The following is a 21,104-nucleotide window of genomic DNA, read 5'->3' on the forward strand; positions in this document are numbered from 1 at the left end:
TCACGATGATGCCGGACCGCAGGTCGTGCCCATGGGCGGGAGTTGTCCGGTGGTCAGGTAGCGGTGCACATGATCGCGGATGCAGGGGTTGCCGCTCAGGTAGAGCGCGTGACCGCCCTTGACCGCCATATAGCGGGCGCCGTCGAGTTGTGCCGTGATCCGGCGGGCGTACGCGGGCGGCGCCACGTCGTCGTACAGGCCGCCGGCGATCAGGATCGGCGGCAGGCCGCGAGGCTGTACCGGATGGGGCGGGAAGGGCGTCTTTCGCGGGAGTCCGGTGCAGAAGTTGGCCAGCGGCCACGCGATGGTCCAGCCGATGCGCGGCGCGGCGCGCTTCAGCCGCTTCTCCATGGCCTTGACCTCGCCATATGCGGTCGGGTACGGGAAGTCGGCGCACATCGTGATCCTGCTGAAGTCCGGATCGGCCGCGCCGGTGGACGGCTTGGCGAACCGGGTGGCGTCGCCGGCGTACGCCTCGGCCAGGGACTTGGCCAGTTCGGGCCACGTCGCATCGAACGTGACAGTCGCGCGGGAGGCGATCAGGGTCGCACTGGCCGCTGCTCCGGCGCCGGCACCGGGCGCGGGGATCGGCCGCTTGGCGGCGCGGTCCATGACCTCGTCCCAAACCTGGAGTACGTCGCGGCCGTGGAGCGCGCAGCTCTGGTCGGTGGCGCACCACTCGGCGAAGCGATGGAGGTTGTCCTCCTTGACCTTCGCCTTGGGCAGGAGCCATTCGGCCCACGATCGGTTGGTGTGGTCGATCGGGCTGTCCAGGTACATGCGGCCGACACGAGAGGGGAACTTCTCGGCGTAGGCCACACCGAGGACGGTGCCGTAGGAGTTGCCGTAATAGTGGAGTTTCTGTTCGCCCAGCGCCACCCGGACGGCCTCCAGGTCGTGGGCCCCTTGACCGGAGTCCAGGTTGCCCGCGAGCGGGCCGGCGGCCTCGGCGCAGCCGAGGCCGAAGCGGTGGTTCTCCTCTGTGTACCGGGCGTAAGTGGCGCGGTCGGGGAACACCCACTCCGCGTTCGCAGCCCACGGCGCCGGGTCGGGGCAGCGCACCCCGGTGCTCGCCTCGAATCCGCGCGGGTCGAAGACCACGATGTCGAACCATCGGGTCAGGTCGGCGAAGGCCTGCTTCGCCTGACGCATGACCGAGATCTGCTGGGCGGGGCCGCCCATGTTGAGCACGAGCGTCCCCTTCTTGGCGGCCGGGTCCCTGGCGGGCAGCTTGGCGAGCCCCAGCGTGATCTGCTCACCCTTGAGGACGGCCCAGTCGGCGGGTACGGTGAGCCGGCTGCATTGCAGGCCGTCTCCGCAGTCCTGCCAGGAAAGCTTGGCGCCTGCCGTCGCTGTCGCCGGTGCCGCCGCCACCGTGGAGAGCAGCATCGTGCCGAGCACGGCGAGGATCGTCTTCTTCATGACCCTCAGCCTTGCCGGACGGCCTGCTGCCGGTCGTCCACCTTTCGATAGATCCTCGCGTGCGCACTGGCGAGCGCGGCGACCCGCGCCTGCCCTGGGTATGGCCCTCCGCCCGCGTTGCATCGGACGTACCCGTAAAGACTGATTAGTAGCTAAGCGTGACGATGACCACACTCGCATTCTCAGAAATGAGGAGTTGTGGAAGCGGGAAGACCCCGGCAATGTGCGGGAGATCGCCGGGGTTCTTGATGTTCACGTCGGCGGCTGGGGGCGCGTTTCCGCCGGCCGGCTCACCTCATCTCTTCATGTCTTGTTCGGCGTTGCCGGAGGCCACCGGCCAGGCGTGTAGGTTCGCCGCCATGCTGAGAGCTTCACTCGGCGGGGCGGCAGACGGTGCCGGGTGGAGGGAGGCGCAGGCTGGTCAGGTAGCGGTTGACGTGGCCGATGATGCAGGAGACGTCGCTGTTGTAGAGCGCGTGGCCGTTCGACTGGTATTGGACCGCCACCGAGCCGGGTACGTGCCGTACGAGGTCCGCGGACGAGACGAAGTCGCTCCAGGAGCCGACGCCGAGGAATGGCGGCAGTCCCTTGGTGGGCAGCGGCTCGAACGGGTTGGTGACGGGGGTGGGCCAGCCGACGCAGCCGAGCCGGTGCCACAACTCGATACCGGAGAAGTTGGGCAGCAGCCGCTCCCCCTTACGGCGCTTTTCGCGGTATTCCTCATAGGAGTTGTATCCCATGCCATCAGGGCAGTGGGTCATGTTCCCGCCGACGACCGACGGGACCTTGAGGCTGTACGTGCCTTGCCGGACATAGTCGGCGAATCCGGAGGCGTCGCCGCCCACGGCCCGTTTGATCGCTTCGGCGAGTTGCGTCCATCGCGGATAGTCGGGCTTCTGACCAGGCGAGATGATGCTGGGTGCGGCGGCCTCCTTGATGTCGAACCCGCTGTAGGCGACCTGCGACTGCTCTCCTCTGATCGGGATCGGCGAGCGGTCGGCGCGCTTGATCAGCGCCCGCCAGACCTCGCCGACGTCCTGGCCGTGCAGGGCGCAGGCGGTGGTCGCCGCGCACCAGGCGCCGAAGCGTTCGAAGGACTTCTCGCTGGTGAGCATGATGAACTCCGCGTTGTCCATGGTCGGGCTCATCGTGCCGTCGACCACCACCGCCCGGACGCGGGCGGGGAACAGGCGGGCGTAGGTGACGCTGGGGATACCGCCGTAGGAGGAGCCGATGAAGCTCAGCCGCTCCTCGCCCAGCGCGACACGGATCGCCTCCATGTCACGCGCCACGGACGCCGAGTCGAGGTGGTCGAAGTACTCCGGGTCGGCGGCGCGGCAGCGCTGCGCGGCCTCCCGGTTGCGACGGCCCAGCTCGGCGTACTCGGCAGGGCTGTCGGGCAGAGCGATCCACGGGCCACCGATCAGACACTTGTCCGGCAGCACGCCCTTGTCGACGGTGTTACGCGGTTCGACGGTGACGATGTCGAAACGTTCGCGCAGCTCGGAGAAGCTGCCCGCGTACCTGCTCAAGTCCTTGACACCAGAGCCGCCCGGGCCGCCGGGGACCGCGAACACCGCGCCGATGCGGCGTTGGACACCTGTGTTCGGCAGCATGCCGACGGTCAGGCGGATCTTCCTGCCGGATGGCTTGGACCAGTCCACGGGCACCTCGATCGAGGCGCACCTCATCTCCTTGGACAGTTCCTTGTCCGCGCAGGCCGCCCAGTCCAGCGAGGACGGGCCAGAGCCGGGCGAACCGGACGCGGCGGCGGGCACCGCCGACACCAGGACGGTGACAGCCGCACCGATGGCCAGGGCCCTGATCCGGCGTCCCCTGAGCGTGATCGCCGTCGCGCCCGCCGTCAGTGCGGCGATCACGTACGCGACCAGCAGCCCCGCCGCGGCCACGGGCGACAGCTGCCCACCGCCGACCCCCGCGATCTGGAGCGGCAGATTCTCGATCATGAACGAGCCGACCTGGGCGCGCAGGGGCGAGGGCAATGTCTTGGCCACCACCGGCAGCACCACGATGATCACGGTCAGCACGACGAGGGCGCCAGGGGTGGAGCGGACGGCGGCCCCGACGCCCAGCCCGATCAAGGCGAACGCCGCCATCGACAACCCAGCGGTGATCACCGAGGCGAGCACGCCCGGCTCCGACAGCGGCGTGCCCAGCGTCTGGCCGTCGCGGAGCAACTGGCCGGCTCGGCCGCCGAGCACCACCATGGCGGCCGCGTGCATGGCGAACGCCAGAATCTGACCCGCCACCAGCGCGACCGCGGCCAGACCCGGGATCTTGGCCAGCAATAACGCGTGCCGGCGCGGCACGGCTACCAGGCTCGTCTGGATCATCTTGGTGCTGTACTCGGAGGTGATCGTGAGGGCGCCCAGCGTGGCGAACACGAAGTAGGCGACCGCGATCCCGTTGCCGAGGCCGTCGCCGTTGCCGGTGAAGGCCATTCGCTCGTCAGGCGACTGGTTGTCGAACCCGCGGCCGATCATGAACGCCACGCCGGCGCAGGCCAGGACGGCCGCCACCGAGCAGGCCAGCAGGTAGAGGTTCGAGCGGAGCGAGCGGAGCTTGAGCCACTCGGAAGCGATCACATCGATCATCGGACGGCCTTCCTGCCACCGGCCTTGTATTCCGTCATCGGATGGCCTCCCCGGCACCGGCCCGGTATTCCGTGCTGTCCTCGGTGAGCCGCATGAAGGCCTCCTCCAGGGAGGCGCCGCGCGGGGACAGCTCCGCCAGCGCGATGCCGCCGGAGAGCGCCAGTGCGCCGATTCTGGCCGCGTCGAGATTCCGTACGGACAGGGCGCCGTCGTCCTCGGGGATCACTGTCGCACCGTGCGTGTCCAGAAGGGCGGTCAGGCGGGCCGGGTCGGGCGTGCGGACCAGCACGTCGCGCTGGAAGTGGCCGGCCAGCGCATCGAGGGGGGTGTCGGCGATCAACCGGCCCCGTCCGATGACGATGACATGGTCGGCGGTGAGCGCCATCTCGTTCATCAAGTGGCTGGACAACAGCACGGTGCGGCCCTCGTCGGCCAGCGAGCGCAGCAGGTCGCGCAGCCAGCGGATGCCCTCCGGGTCGAGGCCGTTCAGCGGCTCGTCGAACATCAGCACCCCCGGATCCCCGAGGAGCGCAGCCCCGATCCCCAGGCGTTGCCGCATGCCCAGCGAGAAGCCGCCGATCCGCTCGTCGGCGACGCCGGTCAGGCCGACCTGCTCGAGCACGGCGGCCACCCGGGCCCGGCCGATGCCGTTGCTGCGGGCCAGGCAGGCGAGATGCGCCCGCGCGCTGCGGCCCCCGTGCACCGCCCCGGCGTCGAGCAGCGCTCCCATTGAGCGCATGGGCCTGGACATTGACGCGTATGGACGGGCGTTCACCAGGGCCTTGCCCGCGAGGGGCACCTCCAGGCCGAGCACGACGCGCATGGTGGTGGATTTGCCCGCGCCGTTCGGGCCGAGGAAACCGGTTACCAGTCCCGGCTTCACGCTGAACGTCAGGTCGTCCACGGCGACCTTGTCGCCATATCTCATGGTCAGCCCGCTCACTTCGATCACGGCCTGGCCTCCCTTCGTCGATTGACGGCCGCCAGCTTTCCGGCTCGGGCCGTCGATCTCGATGGGCGTGCGCCCACCGGCCGGGGCGAAGATTCCCACCTCCGGAGGTAGGCCTAGACCTACCGACCGCGCGCCGCGCATCGGGCAGACTTCTGGCGTGACCGGCATTCGACACCTCATCGCCGCAGGTGGTGGGCTGCTGCTCAACGTGTGGCCGCGTTGGTGCTGCTCGCTGCTCGACGCGCTCGTTCATGGTCGTCCGGATGTCGCCGTGGTCGATGTGCGGCTGCCGCCCCGCTGAGCCGGCGCTGGTGACGGGGGCGGAGGGCGGGGCGCTCCTGTGGCGTGGATGACTCCTCTGCATGGTTCCACCGGGCGCCCCGCGCGGTGCTACAGGACCGCGCCCGTGCCCTGCCGGCGGCGTTTGCGCGGCTGGGGCGGCTGGGGTGGGGGTTGCTTGCTGAGGCGTTCGAGCTCGATCGCGAGGGGGCCGGCCACGAACGATGACGACGCGGTCCCCACCACGATGCCGAAGATGAGCGCGATGGCGAAGTCGCGCAGCGTGTCACCGCCGAAGACGGCCAGCGCGGTGAGGATGAACAGGGCGCCCAGGCCGGTGTTGACGGTACGCGGCACGGTCTGCAGGATCGCCGCGTTGACGATGCCGGGGAAGCGTGCCTGCCGCGAGGCCTGCCATAGTTCGCGGACGCGGTCGAAAACCACCACCTTGTCGTTGATTGAGTAGCCGATGATGGTCAGCATGGCTGCCAGGAAGACCCCGTCGATGGGTTTGCCCAGCCAGGCGAACAGGCCGAGCACAGCGAGGGTGTCCACGACGAGGGCCATCACGGCGGCGGCGCCGAACGTCCAGCGGAATCTGACGGCCAGGTACAGCAGTTGTGCCGCCAGCGCCACGGCGAGCGCGATGAGCGCGTTGCGGCGCAGTTCGTCGCCCAGGCTGGGGCCGATGAGCTCGTCGCGTTGCTTGGTCACTTCGCCGAGGTGGGTATCGAGTGCCCGCTCGATGGCGGAGGTGTCGTCGGCGCTGATCTGGCCGGCACGCACGGACACGCTGGTGCCGGAGCTTTGCACGTTGGCCGCCGGGTGGCCGGCCTCGGCCACCGCCTGCCGCGCGGTCTCGGCGCTCACCGGTTGCGCGGCTGTGTACTCGAGCATCCGACCGCCGGTGAACTCGATGCCGAGGTTGAGCCCGTGCAGGGCCAGCCCGGTCACGGCTGCGGCGACCAGGGTGGCGGCCGCGGCCAGCCACCGTCGGCGCCCGGCCATCAGGGACGGGTTGCGCCGGGTGATCCAGGCCCTGACCCGGCCGTGCACCGCCAGCCCGGACAGCCGGGCCAGCCGGGGGCTGGTCCCGCTGAGGATGAGGTGGGTCAGGACACGGGTGATGAGCATGGCGGAGACGAGTGAGGCAAGGACGCCGACGGCCAGCGTCACACCGAATCCGCGCACCGGCCCTGAGGCCAGCCAGAACAGCAATCCGGCAGCCAGGAGCGTGGTGATGTTGGAGTCGGCGATGGCGCTCCAGGCGTTGGCGAAGCCTCGGTCGAGGGCGGCGCGCAGGCCGCGGCGCGGCGCGCGGCCGTACTCTTCACGCGCTCGCTCGAAGACCAGCACGTTGGCGTCGACCGCCATGCCGATGGCCAGAACGAACCCGGCTAGGCCGGGCAGGGTGAGCGTCGCGCCGAGGGCGAGCAGGGCGGCGTAGGAGATGAGCCCGTAGGCGGCCAGCGCGAGGGTGGCCAGCAGCCCCGACAGCCGGTAGGTGAGGATGATGAACAACGCGGTGAGCAGGACACCGGCGATGCCTGCCTTGGCGCTGGCCTCGATGGCCTGCGCGCCGAGCGTGGGGCCGACGGTGCGCTGCTCGATCAAGGTGAGCGGGACGGGCAGGGCGCCGCCCTTGATCAGCACGGCCAGGTCTTGTGCCTCCTGGTGGGTGAAGGAGCCGCTGATCTGGGTGGATCCGCCGGGGATGCCGATCTGGCAGGGCACGCTCGGATCGACTTGGGGCGAAGAGATGATCTCGTTGTCCAAGACGATGGCGAGCCGCCGCTGGGGGTTGCTCGGGCTGTGGCAGGCGGCCTCGCCGGTCAGCCGCTGCCAGGCGGCGGCGTCGCGGAAGTCGACGGTGGCGAACCAGCCCGGCCCCTGCTGCGGGTCGTTGCGTGCGGTGGCGTCGCTCACCCCGTCGCCGGTGATCGCGGCAGGGCCGAGCCGCAGGCGTTGCCCGCCTTCGTCGGCCAGGACTTGCCCGGATGCGCCGATGTCTCTGCTGGTGGGGGTGCCTTGATCGGCGCTGGTGTCGTCGGCTTGTTCCAGGACCGGGTGGAAAGTGAGCTGGGCGGTCTTGCCGATGACTTCGGCGGCCTGGCGAGGGTCGAGCACCCCGGGCAGCTCGACGATGATGCGCCGATCGCCGGAGCGCAACAGGGTGGGGTCGACCACGCCGAGCGCGTCGGCGCGCCGGCGCAGCACGTCCAGGGCACGGTCAGTGGCCTCGGCGTCGGCCTTGACTGTTGAGGCGTCTCGGGTTTCGAAGACGAGTTGAGTGCCACCGCGCAGGTCCAGCCCTAGACGTGGCGGTGTGGTGACGGTGAACAGCAGTGCGGTGGCGGCGATGGCGCACGCCGCCACCGCGCGCCAAAAGGGCGCGCGGGACATGAAGCCTCCACGGGCTGTCGAAGAAGGAAAGGGGACGTCAGCGCGTCGTGGAGGGTGGCGCTCGGGCCGGCGCCTGACGGGCGGGCGGCTGAGGTGCCGCGGTGAAAGGCCGGGCGAGGGTCGTCAGGGGCCGCGCCCGTGGCCCGGGCCGTTCGGTGGACGGCAGTACGGCCGGCCACATCGGCAGCGCGGGCGCGCTGCGGGCGGGATGCAGCCGGGGCAGGGCCGCGTCCTGCACGGCGTGCTCGGACGGGCCGCTCCACCAGGTCGCAGGCGTTGCGGTGACGGGCAGCTGGGCGCTGCCAGGCGCGGGGCCCAGCAGGAAGGCCGACAGCAGCAGGAGCAGGACGGCGGGCAGTCTGCTGCGCACGTCTCCTCCTGACAGGTCACGGGTCGGCTCTTGGCGGTCACCGTACCCCGGCCCCGGCGCGGATCGCACCTGCGATGGAACGGCATGCCCTTTTTCGCGCCGTCTGGGCTATGGTCTGCCCTATGACGGGACCGTGGAGAACACCACGAGGGTCCATCGCGTTCGCCGGCGTGATGGGTCTGGTCCTGCTGTGCTTGGTGCTGGCCGGCGCCACCGGCAGTGCGAGCGCCGAAGGCCCGATCGCACCTGAGAATTCGCTGTCCGGCCTGGCATGGAGCCCGGACGGTGGGGGCGGTGACCTGCCCGGTCTGCCCCCGCAGGCGGGTAGCGCCCGTGAGCACCACGTGCTGGCGCTGTGGCCGCCGTTGCGCGGCGAGCGTCACGATGAGCCCGCTTATCTGGCGCTGTCGGCGTCGCCTGGCTCGAAGGTCGATGAGCTCCGCGATCCGCAACAGCTCGCGCACCGCACTGCGGGATCGCGCAGCCCGCCGCTCATCTAGCTGACGCTACCTCTCTCCGAAGGGCTGCGGCCGCTCGTGCCGTGGATCCTGACGCCGCATGTCCCGAGCCCATGGACCGCGCCCTGGTGGGGCTGGTCCATGCTCGCCGTCGCCTTCGGAGCCCTCTCGCGGTCCCTGCAGCAGGGCCGTGTTCCTGTACTGCCTTGTTCCTGTACTGCCTTCCTTTGGCCTCAGCAAGGAGCCGATCATCGTCATGTCCGTTGTCGAATCAGTTCACGCCTGGCCGCGGCCGGAGCGGCCACATCCGGCATCGCCGGGAGGTGCGAGGTGAGCACCGCGCAGCGCTTCGTGGCGCTCGACCTGGGTACCGCGCGTACCCGGTCGCTGTCATTGAGCGGGTTCGCCATCGTGGACCGGCCGTCGTCGGTCACCCGGCCGCCGGCCGGCTCCGGCCTGGCGGCCGCGCTGTGGCCCGTCCGGCACGGCATGGTGGCCGACCCGGACGCCTGCCGGCGGCTGGTGCAGCGGCTGCTGCAGGACGCCCAGGTATCGGGGAGCCGGCCGCGATGGGTGCTGGCCGGCGTGCCGGTGGCGGCCTCGCCGGGCGATCGCCGGGCGGTCCGCGCCGCGGTCGCCGAGGCCGCCGGATGCGAAGTGGGCCTGATGGAGGAGCCGCTGGCCGCAGCCGTCGGCGCCGGCCTGGACATCCTCGATTCCCGGCCCTGCCTGGTCCTGGACGTGGGGGCGGGCATTGTCGAGGCCGTCGCCATCGCGGACGGGGCCGTCACCGACGCGGTCGCCCTCCAGCTCAACGCCACCACCGGCGAGGGGCTGGTGTCGTATGCGCTGGAGGGCGTCATCGAGATGACGGCGGGCCTGGTGCGTCGCCTGCCCGCCGCTTCGCGTCCGGCCGCGCGCGAGCGGGGTCTGACGGTCACCGGCGGGGGCGCTCACCAAGAGCAGCTGCTGGCCCGCCTCCGCGCCGCGCTTCGCCTGCCGGTCACAGCGACGCACCAGCCGCAGCACGCCACCATCCGCGGCCTGATGCGCCTGTGCCTGCAGCCGGCTCTGACGGCCGCCCTCGCCCCGCGCGTCCGCTGACGTCTTCGCTTCGCAAGAAAGGACCTTCGATCATGACCGACAGCCACGCGACCTCACACCTCAGCAGCGTGCAGCTTGAGTCGCTGCGCCAGGAGCTGACCCAGCAACGGGAGCAGCGCAGCCGGTACCTGGATAGGCTGAGGGCACAGGAGCAGGACGGTAGCGGCGCCGACGGCACCTGGCAGGAGCTCCTCGCCTCGATCACCGCCGCCGAGCGCGCCGTCGCCGAACTCGCTCAGGCCTACGACAGGCTTGAGGCCGGCACCTACGGCCGTTGCGGCCACTGCCAGGCGGCCATTCCGTTCGAACGGCTCAAGATCCGGCCGCTGGCCCGCAATTGCATCGACTGCCAGCGGCGGCACGAGGCCGCCTGACAACCAGTGAGAGGGGAGCGGGGTCGCCCCGCCCCCTCTTGGCATCCGGAGCCGCACATGATCACATTGGACCGCCTGGTGAACGTGCTCGGCGGGTACGGCGTACGGTTGTGTGGCCGTCCCGAGACCCGCTCGGCCTGGCTGCGCAGCGTGGCGGTGCCGGATGCCACCGACCGCCACGTCACCGGTGATCTGCTCCTGGCCGTCGGCACCTCCTCGATCGCCGAGGCGGTGCGGTGGGCGGCCGCCGCCCGCGCCGCGGCGGTCCTGGTCCGCCCCGTCGAGACCGCGACCGGGACCGGCGCTGACTCCCCGTGCGCCTCGCCGAGCGCGGCGGCCGAGCGCGCGGCCGCCGCGCTCGGCGACCAGTTCGGGGTGGCTGTGCTGGTGGCCGATTCCGCGGTCTCCTGGAGCCAGCTCGCCGGCGTGGTGTACGGGCTGGTGCTGGAGAGCCGCGAGACCGCTTCGGGACGCGGCCCGACCGACCTGTTCGCCCTGGCCGACAGCCTGGCCGACACGATCAGCGGGGCGGTGACCATCGAGGACCGGCACTCGCGGGTGCTGGCCTACTCCCGCTCCCAGCAGGCGGGGGATCCGGCCCGGGTGGAGACGATCCTCGGCCGGCGCGTCCCGGACCGGCTACGCGAGCTGTTCCAGCAGCGGGGGGTGTTCGCCCAGCTGGCGGCGACGGACGAGCCGGTGTTCGTCCCCGCCGATCCCGGGCACGGCCTGACCGGGCGGATGGCGGTGGCGGTGCGGGCCGGCCGCGAGTTGCTCGGTTCGGTCTGGGTGAGCTGCGAGCGCCCGCTGACCGGCGCCCGCCGGCGCGCGCTGGCGCACGGCGCACGCACGGTGGCGCTGCACCTGCTGCGCTCGCGGGCCAGCGCCGACCTGGAGCGGCAGGTGGAGTCCGACCTGGTCATCCGGCTACTGGAGGGCAGCGTCGACGCGGAGACGGTGATCAGCCGGCTGGGCCTGCCGTCGCAGGCGCTGCGGGTCATCGCGATCCGCGCCCACACCGACGGCGAGGAGCCCCATGCCGCGCTGCTGCTGGCCTTCGAACAGGCCACCACCGGCTTCGGCTGGTCCAGACCCGGCCGCAGCACCCTGCTCGGCGACACGCTGTACACGATCCTGCCCGCCGAGCAGGCGGACATGGCCCGCCACTGGATCACCGCGCTGCGGGTCGAACTGCCCGCCCGGGTACGCATCGCGGCCGGAATCGGCGCGCCCGCCGCGACCGAGGAACTGCCCGCCGGCCGCCAGGAGGCCGACGAGTGCCTGGCTTTGCCCGAGACCGGCCGGCCCGGCACTGTCGCGCCCGCCTATGACGAGTCGTGGGACGACATCTTGCTGCGGCGGCTACGCGCGGCCTCGCGCACCGGCCGTGTCCCGGCCCGCGGGCCGCTGAGCACGCTGCTGCGACATGACGCCCGCCACGGCACACGCTACGTGCCCACGTTGCGGGCCTGGCTGGAAACCCAGGGCGACCCCGCTTTGGCCGCCGAACGACTGCAGGTGCATCCCAACACCGTCCGCAACCGGCTGCGCAAGATGAGCGAGGTCACTCTCCTGGACCTGGACGACCCCCGTAAACGCCTCGCCATGATCATCATGCTGGCCGCCTCCGACGCCGAGGACGACCCCCGCCGATGATCTTGTACCAGGCCTGTCACTGACGCCGACGCGGCCGGTCAACGCCGTCGAGGCGTGGCTGGGGGCCGGGCGTTGTGACGATGGCACAACGGCCGCGAAGTGATTGTCGGCCGCCCACAACGCCGCCGGCTGCCGCGCGCGCCATGCTGGCTTGGACATCGGCATTCGTACCCGTTGGAGGTTGGGCATGGTCGGCAACTGGCCGCGATCGGTGATCGTGGTGGGCGCGGGCATCGTGGGCCTGTCGACCGCGTGGTTCCTGCAGGAGCGCGGCGTCGAGGTCAAGGTGGTCGACCGTGGCGGCGTGGCGGCCGGCGCATCCTGGGGCAACGCCGGATGGGTCGCCCCAGGCCTGGCCATCCCGCTGAACGAGCCCGCGGTCCTGCGCTACGGCCTGCGCTCGCTGCTGAACACGGACGCGCCGCTGCACGTGCCGGCGAGCCTCGATGCGGGGCTGTGGGCGTTTCTGGCCCGGTTCGCCGCCAACTGCCGCTGGCGATCGTGGATGCGCGCCGTGCGCGCCAACCTGCCGCTCAACGAGGAATGCGTAGAGGCTTACGAGGTACTGGCCGCCAACGGCGTGTCCGCCCCGGTCATCGCGGCGCCGATCACCGCCGCGTTCCGCACACCACGCCATGCCGAGAGCCTGCTGCGCGAGCTGCGCCGACTGGAAGCGGCCGGGCAGCGGGTCGACCATACCGTGCTGGACGCCCGGCGACTGGCCGAGCACGTGCCGCTCGCCGGTCAGGCGCTGGGCGTGGGGGTGCGCATCGACGGGCAGCGCTACGTCGACCCGGGCGCGTTCGCGCACGCCCTGGGCAAGGCCGTGATGAGCCGCGGCGCGACCGTGTACGCCTTCGAGGTCGACGAGGTGCGCACCGACGGCAGGAAGGTGATCGTGCGCTCGGGCAAGGGCACCGTCCTGTCGGCCGACGCGGTGGTGCTGGCCACCGGCGCGTGGCTGCCCCGCCTGGCCCGGCAGTGGGGCGTGCGCGTCCCGGTCCGGGCCGGCCGGGGCTACTCCTTCACCGTGCCGGTGGACCACCCCGTCCCCGGCCCGATCTACCTGCCCGACGTACGGGTGGCGTGCACGCCGTATCGCAACGGGCTGCGCGTGGCCGGCACCATGGAATTCCGCGACCCGGACGCCCCTCAGGTGCCCGCCCGGCTGGCGGCCATCGTCGCCTCCGCCCAGCCCCTGCTGCGCGGTGTGCACTGGGACGAACGCACGGATGTCTGGGTGGGCCCTCGCCCGATCACCCCGGACGGCCGGCCGCTCATCGGCGCGACCAAAGCCCCCGGTATCTACGTGGCCGGCGGTCACGGCATGTGGGGTCTGGCCCACGGCCCCATTACGGGACGGCTGCTCGCCGAGCACATCACCACCGGCAAGCAGCCCACCGCCCTTGCCGACTTCGCCCCCCTGCGCTGACGGGCTTCTCCTGTCCGGCCGAGCACGCGGGCCGGCCACTGTGTCGAAGTTTCGCTGCCGAGCGCCGGAGCCGAGAGATCGTCAAAGGAAATACCCTGATCGGTCGGCTGGGCAGGTCAGGCACCGGCGCGCACAAGGAGCACCATGCACACCAGCTTGATCGTCCTGTACACCGGCCACCTGCGGGAGTGCGCCGACTTCTACATCGGCCTTGGTCTGCCCTTACAGCTCGAACAGCACGGCAACGGCCCCGAGCATTACGCCGCCGAGCTTGGCGGGACGGTCTTCGAGGTCTACCCGGCCTCCGACCGCCGACCCCCCACAGGCAGCCTGCGTCTGGGTTTCCGCGTCCCCGCGCACGCGGTCGTCCGCGGGCTCCCGACCGGCAGGCACCTTCTCACCGACCCAGACGGCCGCATGGTAGAGCTGGAGATCATCAAGGAGACGAACATCAACGAGTAGCGCGCCCGGCAAGCCGTCGCCGCCACCCTCGGCGGGGACGTTCAAAAGGCCCGTCATCGCGAGCAGTCCCGCCCGTCTAGCCGTGCTGCAGGCCCAACAACGTCTCCTGGGCTTGCTCGACCCCCGGCACCCAGCCAAGAGGTCGGCCCGCTTCAGAACCCCCTGGAGCGGGCTTCTCGTCCGGAACGAAACTGCGTTGTGACCACCACCCATAGATGGCGGCTGGGAGACAGATCAGCCTGCGGGATCGCCCGGATTCCCAGGTGCATGCTGCCCTCGGAGATCAACGGCGATCACCTCGGCGGAGACTCGGCCACCGACTTCAAGGGGTTCAGACTCCCAGGAAATATCGAGCGGGTCGATGATGCCGATCGGATCACTGGCGAAGGCGTCGAGAAGCACGGTCGTCTGCGATCGCGTGACCGCGCAGCCCTGCGCGGCGCAAGTCAAATAAATCTACAATGTAAAGGGCTAGGTCTGAAGGATTTCACTCATCACAAACCCCCCGGACAACGACGACGCCCAGTTGTGTACCACCCCATGGTGGATCAACGATCTTGTTGTGTTTCCTACGTAGGCGAACAGGGCTGAGCGCGTCAAAAACTACACCGCTCTGCCGGACGTCATCCGACGCCCTCGACCTGGCCCGGCCCGCCACGGGCCACCTAACGTTCGGCCACGGCATCCGCCGGCAACCGGCCCGGGCCGCGACGCGCCAACCCATCAACGAGCACGACAACCGTCAGGCAGATCTTCGCCGTCAACCTGGCAGGCGCCGCAGCATCAATGGCACCAGCAGGAACGCTAAGCCGGCAGCCAGGAAAGCACCGGCTCCGACAGCGCCGGCGATGGTTGCGGCGGCCGCGGCCAGCGGTGGGACCATGGGCTGCGCCACGCCCCACGACGATCCTTGTACGGCGAACCAGCGCGGCCGGTCGTCTTCCGGCGCGGCATCGGCGACCGCCGCTTGCCAGCGGCCGAGCAGGACGCTGTTGGTCGCGGTACAGCCCAGGTAGGCGGCGATGGTGAGCGGCACACTGGTGGTGGCGGCCATTACCAGCGCGAGCGCCCCGAGCAGCAGTGCGCCCATCCCGAGGATCAGCCCGTGCGAGCGCCCGGCCGGCAGCCGGCGGGCGGCCCACAGCGTGAGGGGGGCCAGCGCGGCGGCGCTCGCCAGCGTCAGGCCGGGCAGCCACGATGCGGCGCCCCGCTCCAGCAGCGCCAGCGGCACGTACATCATCACCGCCAGAGAGCCGATCGCGAACGCGGTGCCCGCCACGGTCAGCCGCATCAAGACGGCGGGTGGCCGGAAGCGCCCGCTCAGCCCGGCGGGCCGCTCGGTGCGGCGGTCGCTCTTCCCAGTCTGCCGCGCGGCGCGGCGCCCGCCGGATCGGGCATCATCGCGTGGTAGGAACGACACAGCGACGGCCGCCGCGACCAGGCAGGTGAGCGCGTCGGCGGCCACCAGCCAGCGCACTCCCAGCGGCAGGAGCACCGCCGCCAGCAGTCCCGCCGCGGCCCCGGCGGCCGACAGTGCCACTCCCAGGACGGCGAAGGTGGCATGACGCTGCTCACCCTCGCTCGCCCGCGCCAGCAGTTCCTGCGAGGGCGGCTCGTACACCTCGAAGGCCAGTCCGACCAACGCGATGGCGATCAGCACCTGCGCCGGGCCCTGGGCCAGGACGAGCGTGAACAGGGCCAGGCCGGTCGCGGCCAGCCCGGCACTCAGTACACCGCGCGGCGAGAACCGCTCCAGCAGCAGCGCCCCCGCCCAGCGTGAGAGCAGCGCGGCCACCCCGAACAGGGCCAGCGCCGCCGCGGCCAGCTCCGGCCCGGCCAGCACCGCCAGGAACGACAGTGCGTAGGCGCCGAGCGCGTTGAGAATCCGGACCCACAACAGCACCCGCGCCGCCACCGGCAGCGACCTCCACATGGAACCCCCAGAGACGCCGACAAATACGCCATCCTCACAGACGCCACCGACGATTCCAGCGCCCTCCTGGAGCCCGGCGGCACCGTGAGAGCTCGGCGATCTGCGGCTCGGCTGGTCGGCCAGGCTCGGCGTTCGCCGGTCGGGCGGCGGCAGGCCCGACGGCCGGCCTCGTCATGGGTGGCGTACTACTTCGGTGATGGCGGCAGCGTCTGGCACGGAGAGCCCGCCCGAGCCGCGTAAGCCGACCCCGCCCCTATCCCGTTGCGGTCCTCGTGAGACCGGTCAGCGCAGCGCCGCTTCGACCGTACGCACCCTGGACATGACGCGCTGAACGATCTCCTGCTTCTCACCTACAGGCGCCGCGTACTCGATCGCGGCCCGGGCGGCGGACTCGCCGACCGTGTGGAGGAGTGTCCACGCCGCCAGATAGACAGAGGCCAGGCATCCGCCCGCGGTCGCGATCGCGCCCTCCGCGTGGAACGGCGCGTCCAGGACCGTCACTCCGCGCTCTTCGAGCCAAGGCCGGGTGATGGCGTCGGTGCAGGCGGGTCGTCCGGTGAGGAGGCCGAGGTGCGCGAGCACCAGGGCTCCGGAGCACTGCGAGCCGATCAACTGACGTGCGGGATCAAGGGGGAGACGCGTCAGCAGGGTGTCATCGGCCACGACATCACGGGTCTTGATGCCGCTGCCGAGGAGTACGACGTCGGCCTCGGTGATGAAGCCCAACGGCCGCTGACCGGTCACCTCCACGGTCGTCCTCGCCATGATCGTCTACGTCGTGTCCATCCGACGTCGCCGCATGGCCAGACTCAAAGGTGCCCTGTCAGTACATGTCTCAGCAGGGTCTCCCTCAGGCCGCTGACCAGTGCTTTCATGGGGAGCGGCCCAGAGAGACGGCTGGCGTCGCCGCCTCTTGCCGCTGGCCGCCGGGCGCGGATACGGCTACGGCCGCGGCGCCGCAATCCTTGAATCGCGTGGCGCGGCCATGCCTCCGGCGCGCGGATGAGTGTGTACGCCGGTCCTTCGCCCAACCGAGAGGGTGCCTATGTCTTCCGAACTTCCTGACTCATGTGTTCCGGGGCCCGCCTCGACGGTGTCTCGGCGTACGTTCATCGCCACGACCACCGCGGCGGTCGTCGTCGCGGGCGACCTGGTGAGCGCGGAGACGGCGGTCGCGGAGGCGGCGGGCGCCGCCGAGGCGCCGCTCAGCGGGCGCGTCTCGCTGACCGTCAACGGTGAGCGGCACGCCGCGATGATCGACAATCGGACCTCGCTGCTGGACCTGCTGCGCGAGCGGTTCGGGCTGACGGGCACCAAGAAGGGCTGCGACGCCGGGGCCTGCGGAGCGTGCACGGTTCTGGTCGGCGGTCGCCGGGTCAATGCGTGCCTGACGCTGGCGGTACGGCTGGAGGGCGCGGAGGTCACCACCATCGAGGGGCTCGCCCCGGGAGAGGGTGACGAGCTGCATCCGTTGCAGGAGGCGTTCGTCGAGCAGGACGCCTTCCAGTGCGGCTACTGCACCCCGGGTCAGATCATGTCCGGGATCGGCTGCATCCGGGAGGGTCACGCCGGGTCGCCGGCGGAGATCCGGGAGTGGATGAGCGGCAACATCTGCCGCTGCGGCTGTTACGTGAAGATCGTCAGAGCGGTTGAGCAAGCGGCGCGGAGGACCTGATGCATCCCTTCTCCTACACCAAGGTCTCCGACCTCGAGGGAGCCCTTGCCGCCGGGCGGCGGGGCGGGCGCTACATCGCCGGCGGCACCACCCTGGTCGACCTGATGCGCGAGAGCGTCGAGCGCCCCGGCGCGCTGGTCGACATCAGCGCCCTGCCTCTGGGGGAGGTCACCGCCACCGCGGGCGGGGGCCTGCGCATCGGCGCGCTGGTCTCGATGGCCGAGGCCGCCGCCGACGCCAAGGTGCGGGCCACCTTCCCGGTCGTGTCGCAGGCGCTGGAGCTGAGCGCGTCGGCTCAGCTGCGCAACATGGCCACCATCGGCGGCAACATCATGCAGCGCACCCGGTGTACGTACTTCCGTGACGTGACAGCGCCCTGCAACAAGCGCGAGCCCGGCTCGGGATGCGCGGCGCTGGAGGGGTTCAACCGCGCTCACGCGATCATGGGCGGCTCCGACCAGTGCGTGGCCACCCACCCTTCCGACGTCGCCGTGGCGTTCGCGGCGCTGGAGGCGAGTGTGCGCCTGCGGGGCCCGGACGGGGAGCGCGGCGTCGCCTTCGCCGACTTCCTGCTGCGGCCGGGCGGCACCCCGGACCGGGAACAGGGCCTGCGGCCCGGCGAGCTGATCACCGCCGTGGAGCTTCCTGCCCTGCCGCGTCCGCTCAGGTCCGGCTACCTCAAGGTGCGTGACCGGCAGTCGTACGAGTTCGCGCTGACCTCGGCGGCGGTCGCGCTGCACGTCAAGGGCGGGGTGATCCGGGAGGCGAAGGTCGCCGCCGGAGGCGTGGGCACCGTGCCGTGGAAGCTGCCCGCCGTCGAACGCCGCCTCATCGGTGAGCGGCCGTCGCCGGCGCTGTGGACTGAGGCGGCCGAGCACGCGGCGGATGGGGCCCGCCCGCTCGCGCACAACCGCTTCAAGGTCGAACTGCTGAAACGTACCGTCGAACGGCAACTGCGCATCGTGGGAGGAAGCGAATGAGCCGGCGAGCCGTGGGGGCGCCGCTGTCCCGGGTGGATGGGCGGCTGAAAGTGACCGGGCGGGCGACGTACGCCGCCGAGCATGACATCAAGGGCGTGGTGTACGCCGCCATCGTCGACAGCGGCGTCGGGCGAGGCCGCATCACCGGCCTCGACGCGCGCGCCGCCCTCGGTCAGTCCGGCGTCCTGAAGGTGATCAGTCACCTCAACGCGCCCAAGCTCGCCTACCGTCCCAACGCGGGATCGAACAACCCGGAGGGCGGTGAGCGGCTGCACGTCTTCCAGGACGATCGGGTGCGCTTCTTCGGTCAGCCGGTCGCCGTCGTGGTGGCCACCACGCTCGAGGCCGCGCAGCACGCGGCCCACCTGGTCGAGGTCCGCTACGCCGCCGAGAAACCGTCGACCGGCCTGGCCGGTCACCGGACGAACAAGCCCGTGACCTACGCGCGGGGTGACGCGGAGCAGGCCCTGCGCTCGGCGGACGTACGGATGGAGATGACGTACCGTACCGCCCGCAACCATCACAACGCGATGGAGCCGCACGCCACCATCGCCCGCTGGAACGGCCATCGGCTCACGGTATGGGACAAGACCCAGTGGGTGAACGGCACCCAGGAAGAGCTCGCCGCCGTGTTCGGCATGCCGAAGGAGTCGGTGCGGGTCATCTCGCCGTTCGTCGGCGGCGCGTTCGGCAGCGGCCTGCGGGCCTGGCCGCACGTCACCATCGCGGCCCTGGCCGCCCGCGAGACCGGCCGCCCGGTCAAACTCGTCCTGGCCCGCAGGCAGCAGTACTTCGGGACGGGCTACCGGCCCGCCTATGAGTACAAGGTGCGGCTGGGCGGCGACCGGCGGGGGCGCCTGCTCGCCATGACGCACGACATCAGGGCCGAGACCTCCACGCACGAGGATTACCAGGAGGGCGTCCTGACGACCGGGCAGATGCTTTACAGCATGCCCAACGTCTCGCAGACGTATGAGAGGGTGCCGCTGGATGTGAACACTCCGCTGTACATGCGCGGCCCCGGCCACTCGACCACCTCCTACATCGTCGAGTCGGCGATGGACGAACTCGCCCACGAGCTCGGCCTCGACCCGATCGAGCTACGCCGGCGCAACGAACCCGACGACGATCCCGCGACGGGGCGGCCGTTCTCCACCCGGCGGCTGCGCGAGTGCTACACCGTCGGCGCCCGCGAATTCGGCTGGGACCGGCGTGACCCCAAGCCGCGCTCCACCCGCGACGGCGACTGGCTGATCGGCATGGGCATGGCCGCCGGCGTCTATGACACCCAGCGCGGCGCGGCCCAGGCGCGGGCCAGGCTCGACGCCCGGGGGAGCGCCCTGGTCGAAGCCGCGTCCAGCGACATGGGACCCGGCACGTACACCTCCATGACCCAGGTCGCCGCCGACGCCCTCGGGCTGAGCGTGAGCGCCGTGACCTTCCGGCTCGGCGACTCCATCATGCCGCCGACCCCGCCCCACGGCGGTTCCATGACCATGGCCAGCGTCGGCTCCGCCGTCCAGGACGCCTGCGACAAGCTGCGCCGTCAGGCCGTCGAGCTGGCCGTCGCGGATGAGCGGTCGCCGCTGCACGGCGTCGACGCGGGCGACGTCGTGGCCGGTGACGGCCGGCTGCACGTGAAGGGCGATTCCGCGCGCGGGGAGACGTACCAGCAGCTCCTTGCCCGTAACAACCGCACCCACCTCGAAACGCTCGGCTCCTTCACCCCGGGAGAGAGTCGTTTCTCGATGTATGCCTATAACGCCACGTTCGCCGAGGTCGCCGTCGACCACCGTCTCGGCCTGGTCCGCATCCGGCGGATGCTCGGCGTCTACGACGCGGGACGCATCATCAGCCCCAAACTCGCCGACAGCCAGGCGATCGGCGGGATGGTCGGCGGCATCGGCGCCGCCCTGCTGGAGCACACGGTCACCGATCCTCGCGACGGCCGGATCGTCAACGCCAACCTCGCCGACTACCTCGTCCCCGTCAACGCCGACGTGCCCTCCCTGCGCGCGATCTACCTCGACGGTGACGACCGCGAGGCCGACCCCATCGGCGTCAAGGGCCTCGGCGAGGTCGTGTACACCGGCGTGGCGCCCGCCATCGCCAACGCCGTCTTCCACGCCACCGGCCGCCGCGTCCGCGAACTGCCCATCACCGCCGATGCGCTGCTTTGACTCAACTGTCCGTACGAGGAAGGCGGCGCAGCAGGTAGGTGTCCATGATCCAGCCCTTGCGGGCCCTGGCCTCGGCGCGAAGCTCGCGGATCCGGTCGCCGACCTCGGCCACCGGGCCGGACACCAGGATCTCGTCGGGGCTGCCCAGATAGGCGCCCCAGTGGATGTGGAAGTCGTCGAGGCCGGCGAAGGAGCAGTGGGCGTCCAGCATGACCACGACATCGTCGGCGGACGGGCCGTCCTCGGCCAGGCGGCGGCCGGTGGTCAGGTGCACGGGGCGGCCGACCTGGGTGAGGCTGGTGCGGTGGCGGGCGGTGAGCGCGGCCACGCTGCTGACCCCTGGGATCACCTCGTAGTCGAACGTGACGTTTCCGCGTTGGAGGATCTCCTCGACGATGGTCAGCGTGCTGTCGTACACGCCCGGGTCGCCCCACACCAGGAACGCCCCCGTCTGGCCCTCCTTCAGCTCCTCACGGATCAGCGCCTCGCAGGCCAGCGCGCGGCGGGAGCGCCAGTCCTCGACGGCGGCGGTGTAGGCGGGGGTGGTGCGGTCGCGCTCGGGGTCGCGGGCCTCGGCGATCCGGTACGGCGGGCGGCCGTGCTGGTCGATCAGGTCCAGCCGGAGACGTACGAGATCCTGTTTGACCTCGCCCTTGTCGACGATGAAGAACACGTCCGTGGCGGAGATGGCCTTGGCCGCCTGCAGAGTGAGATGGTCGGGATCTCCGGCGCCGATGCCGATGATGAGTAGCCGCTTCACCCGCACGAGTCTGCCAGAGAGCTGGATATACGATATGCCTCCGCAATTC

At 71.1% G+C, this 21,104-nt stretch carries 19 protein-coding genes; 10 read left to right on the forward strand and 9 right to left on the reverse strand.

Annotated elements, in window-relative coordinates:
* The 3 genes from ACGFJ2_RS45000 to ACGFJ2_RS45010 form a co-directional block, all read right to left on the reverse strand.
* Positions 1 to 1,422, reverse strand: coding sequence for an alpha/beta hydrolase (locus ACGFJ2_RS45000; RefSeq protein WP_393479084.1), 1,422 nt, complete (start codon positions 1,420 to 1,422; stop codon positions 1 to 3).
* Between the two features lie 371 nt (positions 1,423 to 1,793).
* On the reverse strand, positions 1,794 to 4,037 hold the full coding sequence (locus ACGFJ2_RS45005; RefSeq protein WP_393479087.1) for an alpha/beta fold hydrolase: 2,244 nt from the start codon (positions 4,035 to 4,037) through the stop codon (positions 1,794 to 1,796).
* Positions 4,038 to 4,071: 34 nt separating this feature from the next.
* Entirely contained in the window at positions 4,072 to 4,989 is a 918-nt protein-coding gene (locus ACGFJ2_RS45010) for an ABC transporter ATP-binding protein (protein WP_393479090.1), read from the reverse strand.
* Positions 4,990 to 5,146: 157 nt separating this feature from the next.
* Here ACGFJ2_RS45010 and ACGFJ2_RS45015 point away from each other — a divergent pair, with 157 nt between their 5' ends.
* On the forward strand, positions 5,147 to 5,290 hold the full coding sequence (locus ACGFJ2_RS45015; protein ID WP_357958607.1) for a hypothetical protein: 144 nt from the start codon (positions 5,147 to 5,149) through the stop codon (positions 5,288 to 5,290).
* Positions 5,291 to 5,379: 89 nt separating this feature from the next.
* Here ACGFJ2_RS45015 and secD read toward each other — a convergent pair whose 3' ends face one another.
* Entirely contained in the window at positions 5,380 to 7,671 is a 2,292-nt protein-coding gene (secD, locus tag ACGFJ2_RS45020; protein ID WP_393479093.1) for a protein translocase subunit SecD, read from the reverse strand.
* Between the two features lie 37 nt (positions 7,672 to 7,708).
* Entirely contained in the window at positions 7,709 to 8,041 is a 333-nt protein-coding gene (locus ACGFJ2_RS45025; RefSeq protein WP_225302036.1) for a hypothetical protein, read from the reverse strand.
* 122 nt (positions 8,042 to 8,163) lie between these two features.
* On the opposite strand from ACGFJ2_RS45025, the gene ACGFJ2_RS45030 reads away from it, so the two are divergent.
* The 6 genes from ACGFJ2_RS45030 to ACGFJ2_RS45055 all read left to right on the forward strand — a co-directional run bounded on the left by ACGFJ2_RS45030 (position 8,164) and on the right by ACGFJ2_RS45055 (position 13,527).
* Positions 8,164 to 8,541 (forward strand): hypothetical protein, encoded by a 378-nt coding sequence (locus ACGFJ2_RS45030; RefSeq protein WP_393479097.1) that lies wholly within the window; start codon positions 8,164 to 8,166, stop codon positions 8,539 to 8,541.
* Between the two features lie 288 nt (positions 8,542 to 8,829).
* Positions 8,830 to 9,603, forward strand: a complete 774-nt coding sequence (locus ACGFJ2_RS45035) for a rod shape-determining protein (protein WP_357958596.1) — start codon at positions 8,830 to 8,832, stop codon at positions 9,601 to 9,603.
* A gap of 32 nt (positions 9,604 to 9,635) precedes the next feature.
* Positions 9,636 to 9,977 (forward strand): TraR/DksA C4-type zinc finger protein, encoded by a 342-nt coding sequence (locus tag ACGFJ2_RS45040; protein WP_357958594.1) that lies wholly within the window; start codon positions 9,636 to 9,638, stop codon positions 9,975 to 9,977.
* Positions 9,978 to 10,034: 57 nt separating this feature from the next.
* Positions 10,035 to 11,633, forward strand: a complete 1,599-nt coding sequence (locus tag ACGFJ2_RS45045; RefSeq protein ID WP_393479100.1) for a PucR family transcriptional regulator — start codon at positions 10,035 to 10,037, stop codon at positions 11,631 to 11,633.
* Between the two features lie 187 nt (positions 11,634 to 11,820).
* Positions 11,821 to 13,065: an NAD(P)/FAD-dependent oxidoreductase gene (locus tag ACGFJ2_RS45050; protein WP_393479103.1), complete on the forward strand. Its 1,245-nt coding sequence runs from the start codon at positions 11,821 to 11,823 to the stop codon at positions 13,063 to 13,065.
* Positions 13,066 to 13,209: 144 nt separating this feature from the next.
* Positions 13,210 to 13,527 (forward strand): glyoxalase/bleomycin resistance/dioxygenase family protein, encoded by a 318-nt coding sequence (locus tag ACGFJ2_RS45055; RefSeq protein WP_393479105.1) that lies wholly within the window; start codon positions 13,210 to 13,212, stop codon positions 13,525 to 13,527.
* Between the two features lie 234 nt (positions 13,528 to 13,761).
* On the opposite strand, the gene ACGFJ2_RS45060 is transcribed toward ACGFJ2_RS45055, so the two are convergent.
* From ACGFJ2_RS45060 to ACGFJ2_RS45070, 3 genes are all read right to left on the reverse strand, one after another.
* The gene (locus ACGFJ2_RS45060; RefSeq protein ID WP_357960392.1) at positions 13,762 to 13,929 is read right to left on the reverse strand and encodes a hypothetical protein; all 168 of its coding nucleotides are present in this window, start codon (positions 13,927 to 13,929) and stop codon (positions 13,762 to 13,764) included.
* 358 nt (positions 13,930 to 14,287) lie between these two features.
* Positions 14,288 to 15,460 (reverse strand): MFS transporter, encoded by a 1,173-nt coding sequence (locus ACGFJ2_RS45065; RefSeq protein ID WP_393479108.1) that lies wholly within the window; start codon positions 15,458 to 15,460, stop codon positions 14,288 to 14,290.
* 282 nt (positions 15,461 to 15,742) lie between these two features.
* Entirely contained in the window at positions 15,743 to 16,225 is a 483-nt protein-coding gene (locus ACGFJ2_RS45070; protein WP_393479110.1) for a hypothetical protein, read from the reverse strand.
* Between the two features lie 457 nt (positions 16,226 to 16,682).
* Between ACGFJ2_RS45070 and ACGFJ2_RS45075 the strand changes: the two genes are divergently transcribed.
* From ACGFJ2_RS45075 to ACGFJ2_RS45085, 3 genes are read left to right on the forward strand one after another with little or no spacing between them, the layout of a single operon-like run.
* Complete coding sequence (locus ACGFJ2_RS45075; protein WP_263655841.1) at positions 16,683 to 17,135, forward strand: (2Fe-2S)-binding protein; 453 nt, start codon at positions 16,683 to 16,685, stop codon at positions 17,133 to 17,135.
* Positions 17,135 to 18,115 carry an FAD binding domain-containing protein gene (locus ACGFJ2_RS45080; RefSeq protein WP_393479113.1) on the forward strand — a complete coding sequence of 327 codons (981 nt, stop codon included), beginning with the start codon at positions 17,135 to 17,137 and terminating at the stop codon, positions 18,113 to 18,115. Before ACGFJ2_RS45075 ends, ACGFJ2_RS45080 begins: the two co-directional genes overlap by 1 nt.
* Positions 18,112 to 20,295 (forward strand): xanthine dehydrogenase family protein molybdopterin-binding subunit, encoded by a 2,184-nt coding sequence (locus tag ACGFJ2_RS45085; protein WP_393479115.1) that lies wholly within the window; start codon positions 18,112 to 18,114, stop codon positions 20,293 to 20,295. Before ACGFJ2_RS45080 ends, ACGFJ2_RS45085 begins: the two co-directional genes overlap by 4 nt.
* 1 nt (position 20,296) lies before the next feature.
* Here the strand turns inward: ACGFJ2_RS45085 and cobF are convergent, their stop codons facing one another.
* Positions 20,297 to 21,055, reverse strand: coding sequence for a precorrin-6A synthase (deacetylating) (cobF, locus tag ACGFJ2_RS45090; protein WP_357960403.1), 759 nt, complete (start codon positions 21,053 to 21,055; stop codon positions 20,297 to 20,299).
* Between the last annotated feature and the right edge of the window lie 49 nt (positions 21,056 to 21,104).

This window comes from Nonomuraea sp. NPDC049028 (genome assembly GCF_043197735.1).
Lineage (GTDB): Bacteria > Actinomycetota > Actinomycetes > Streptosporangiales > Streptosporangiaceae > Nonomuraea.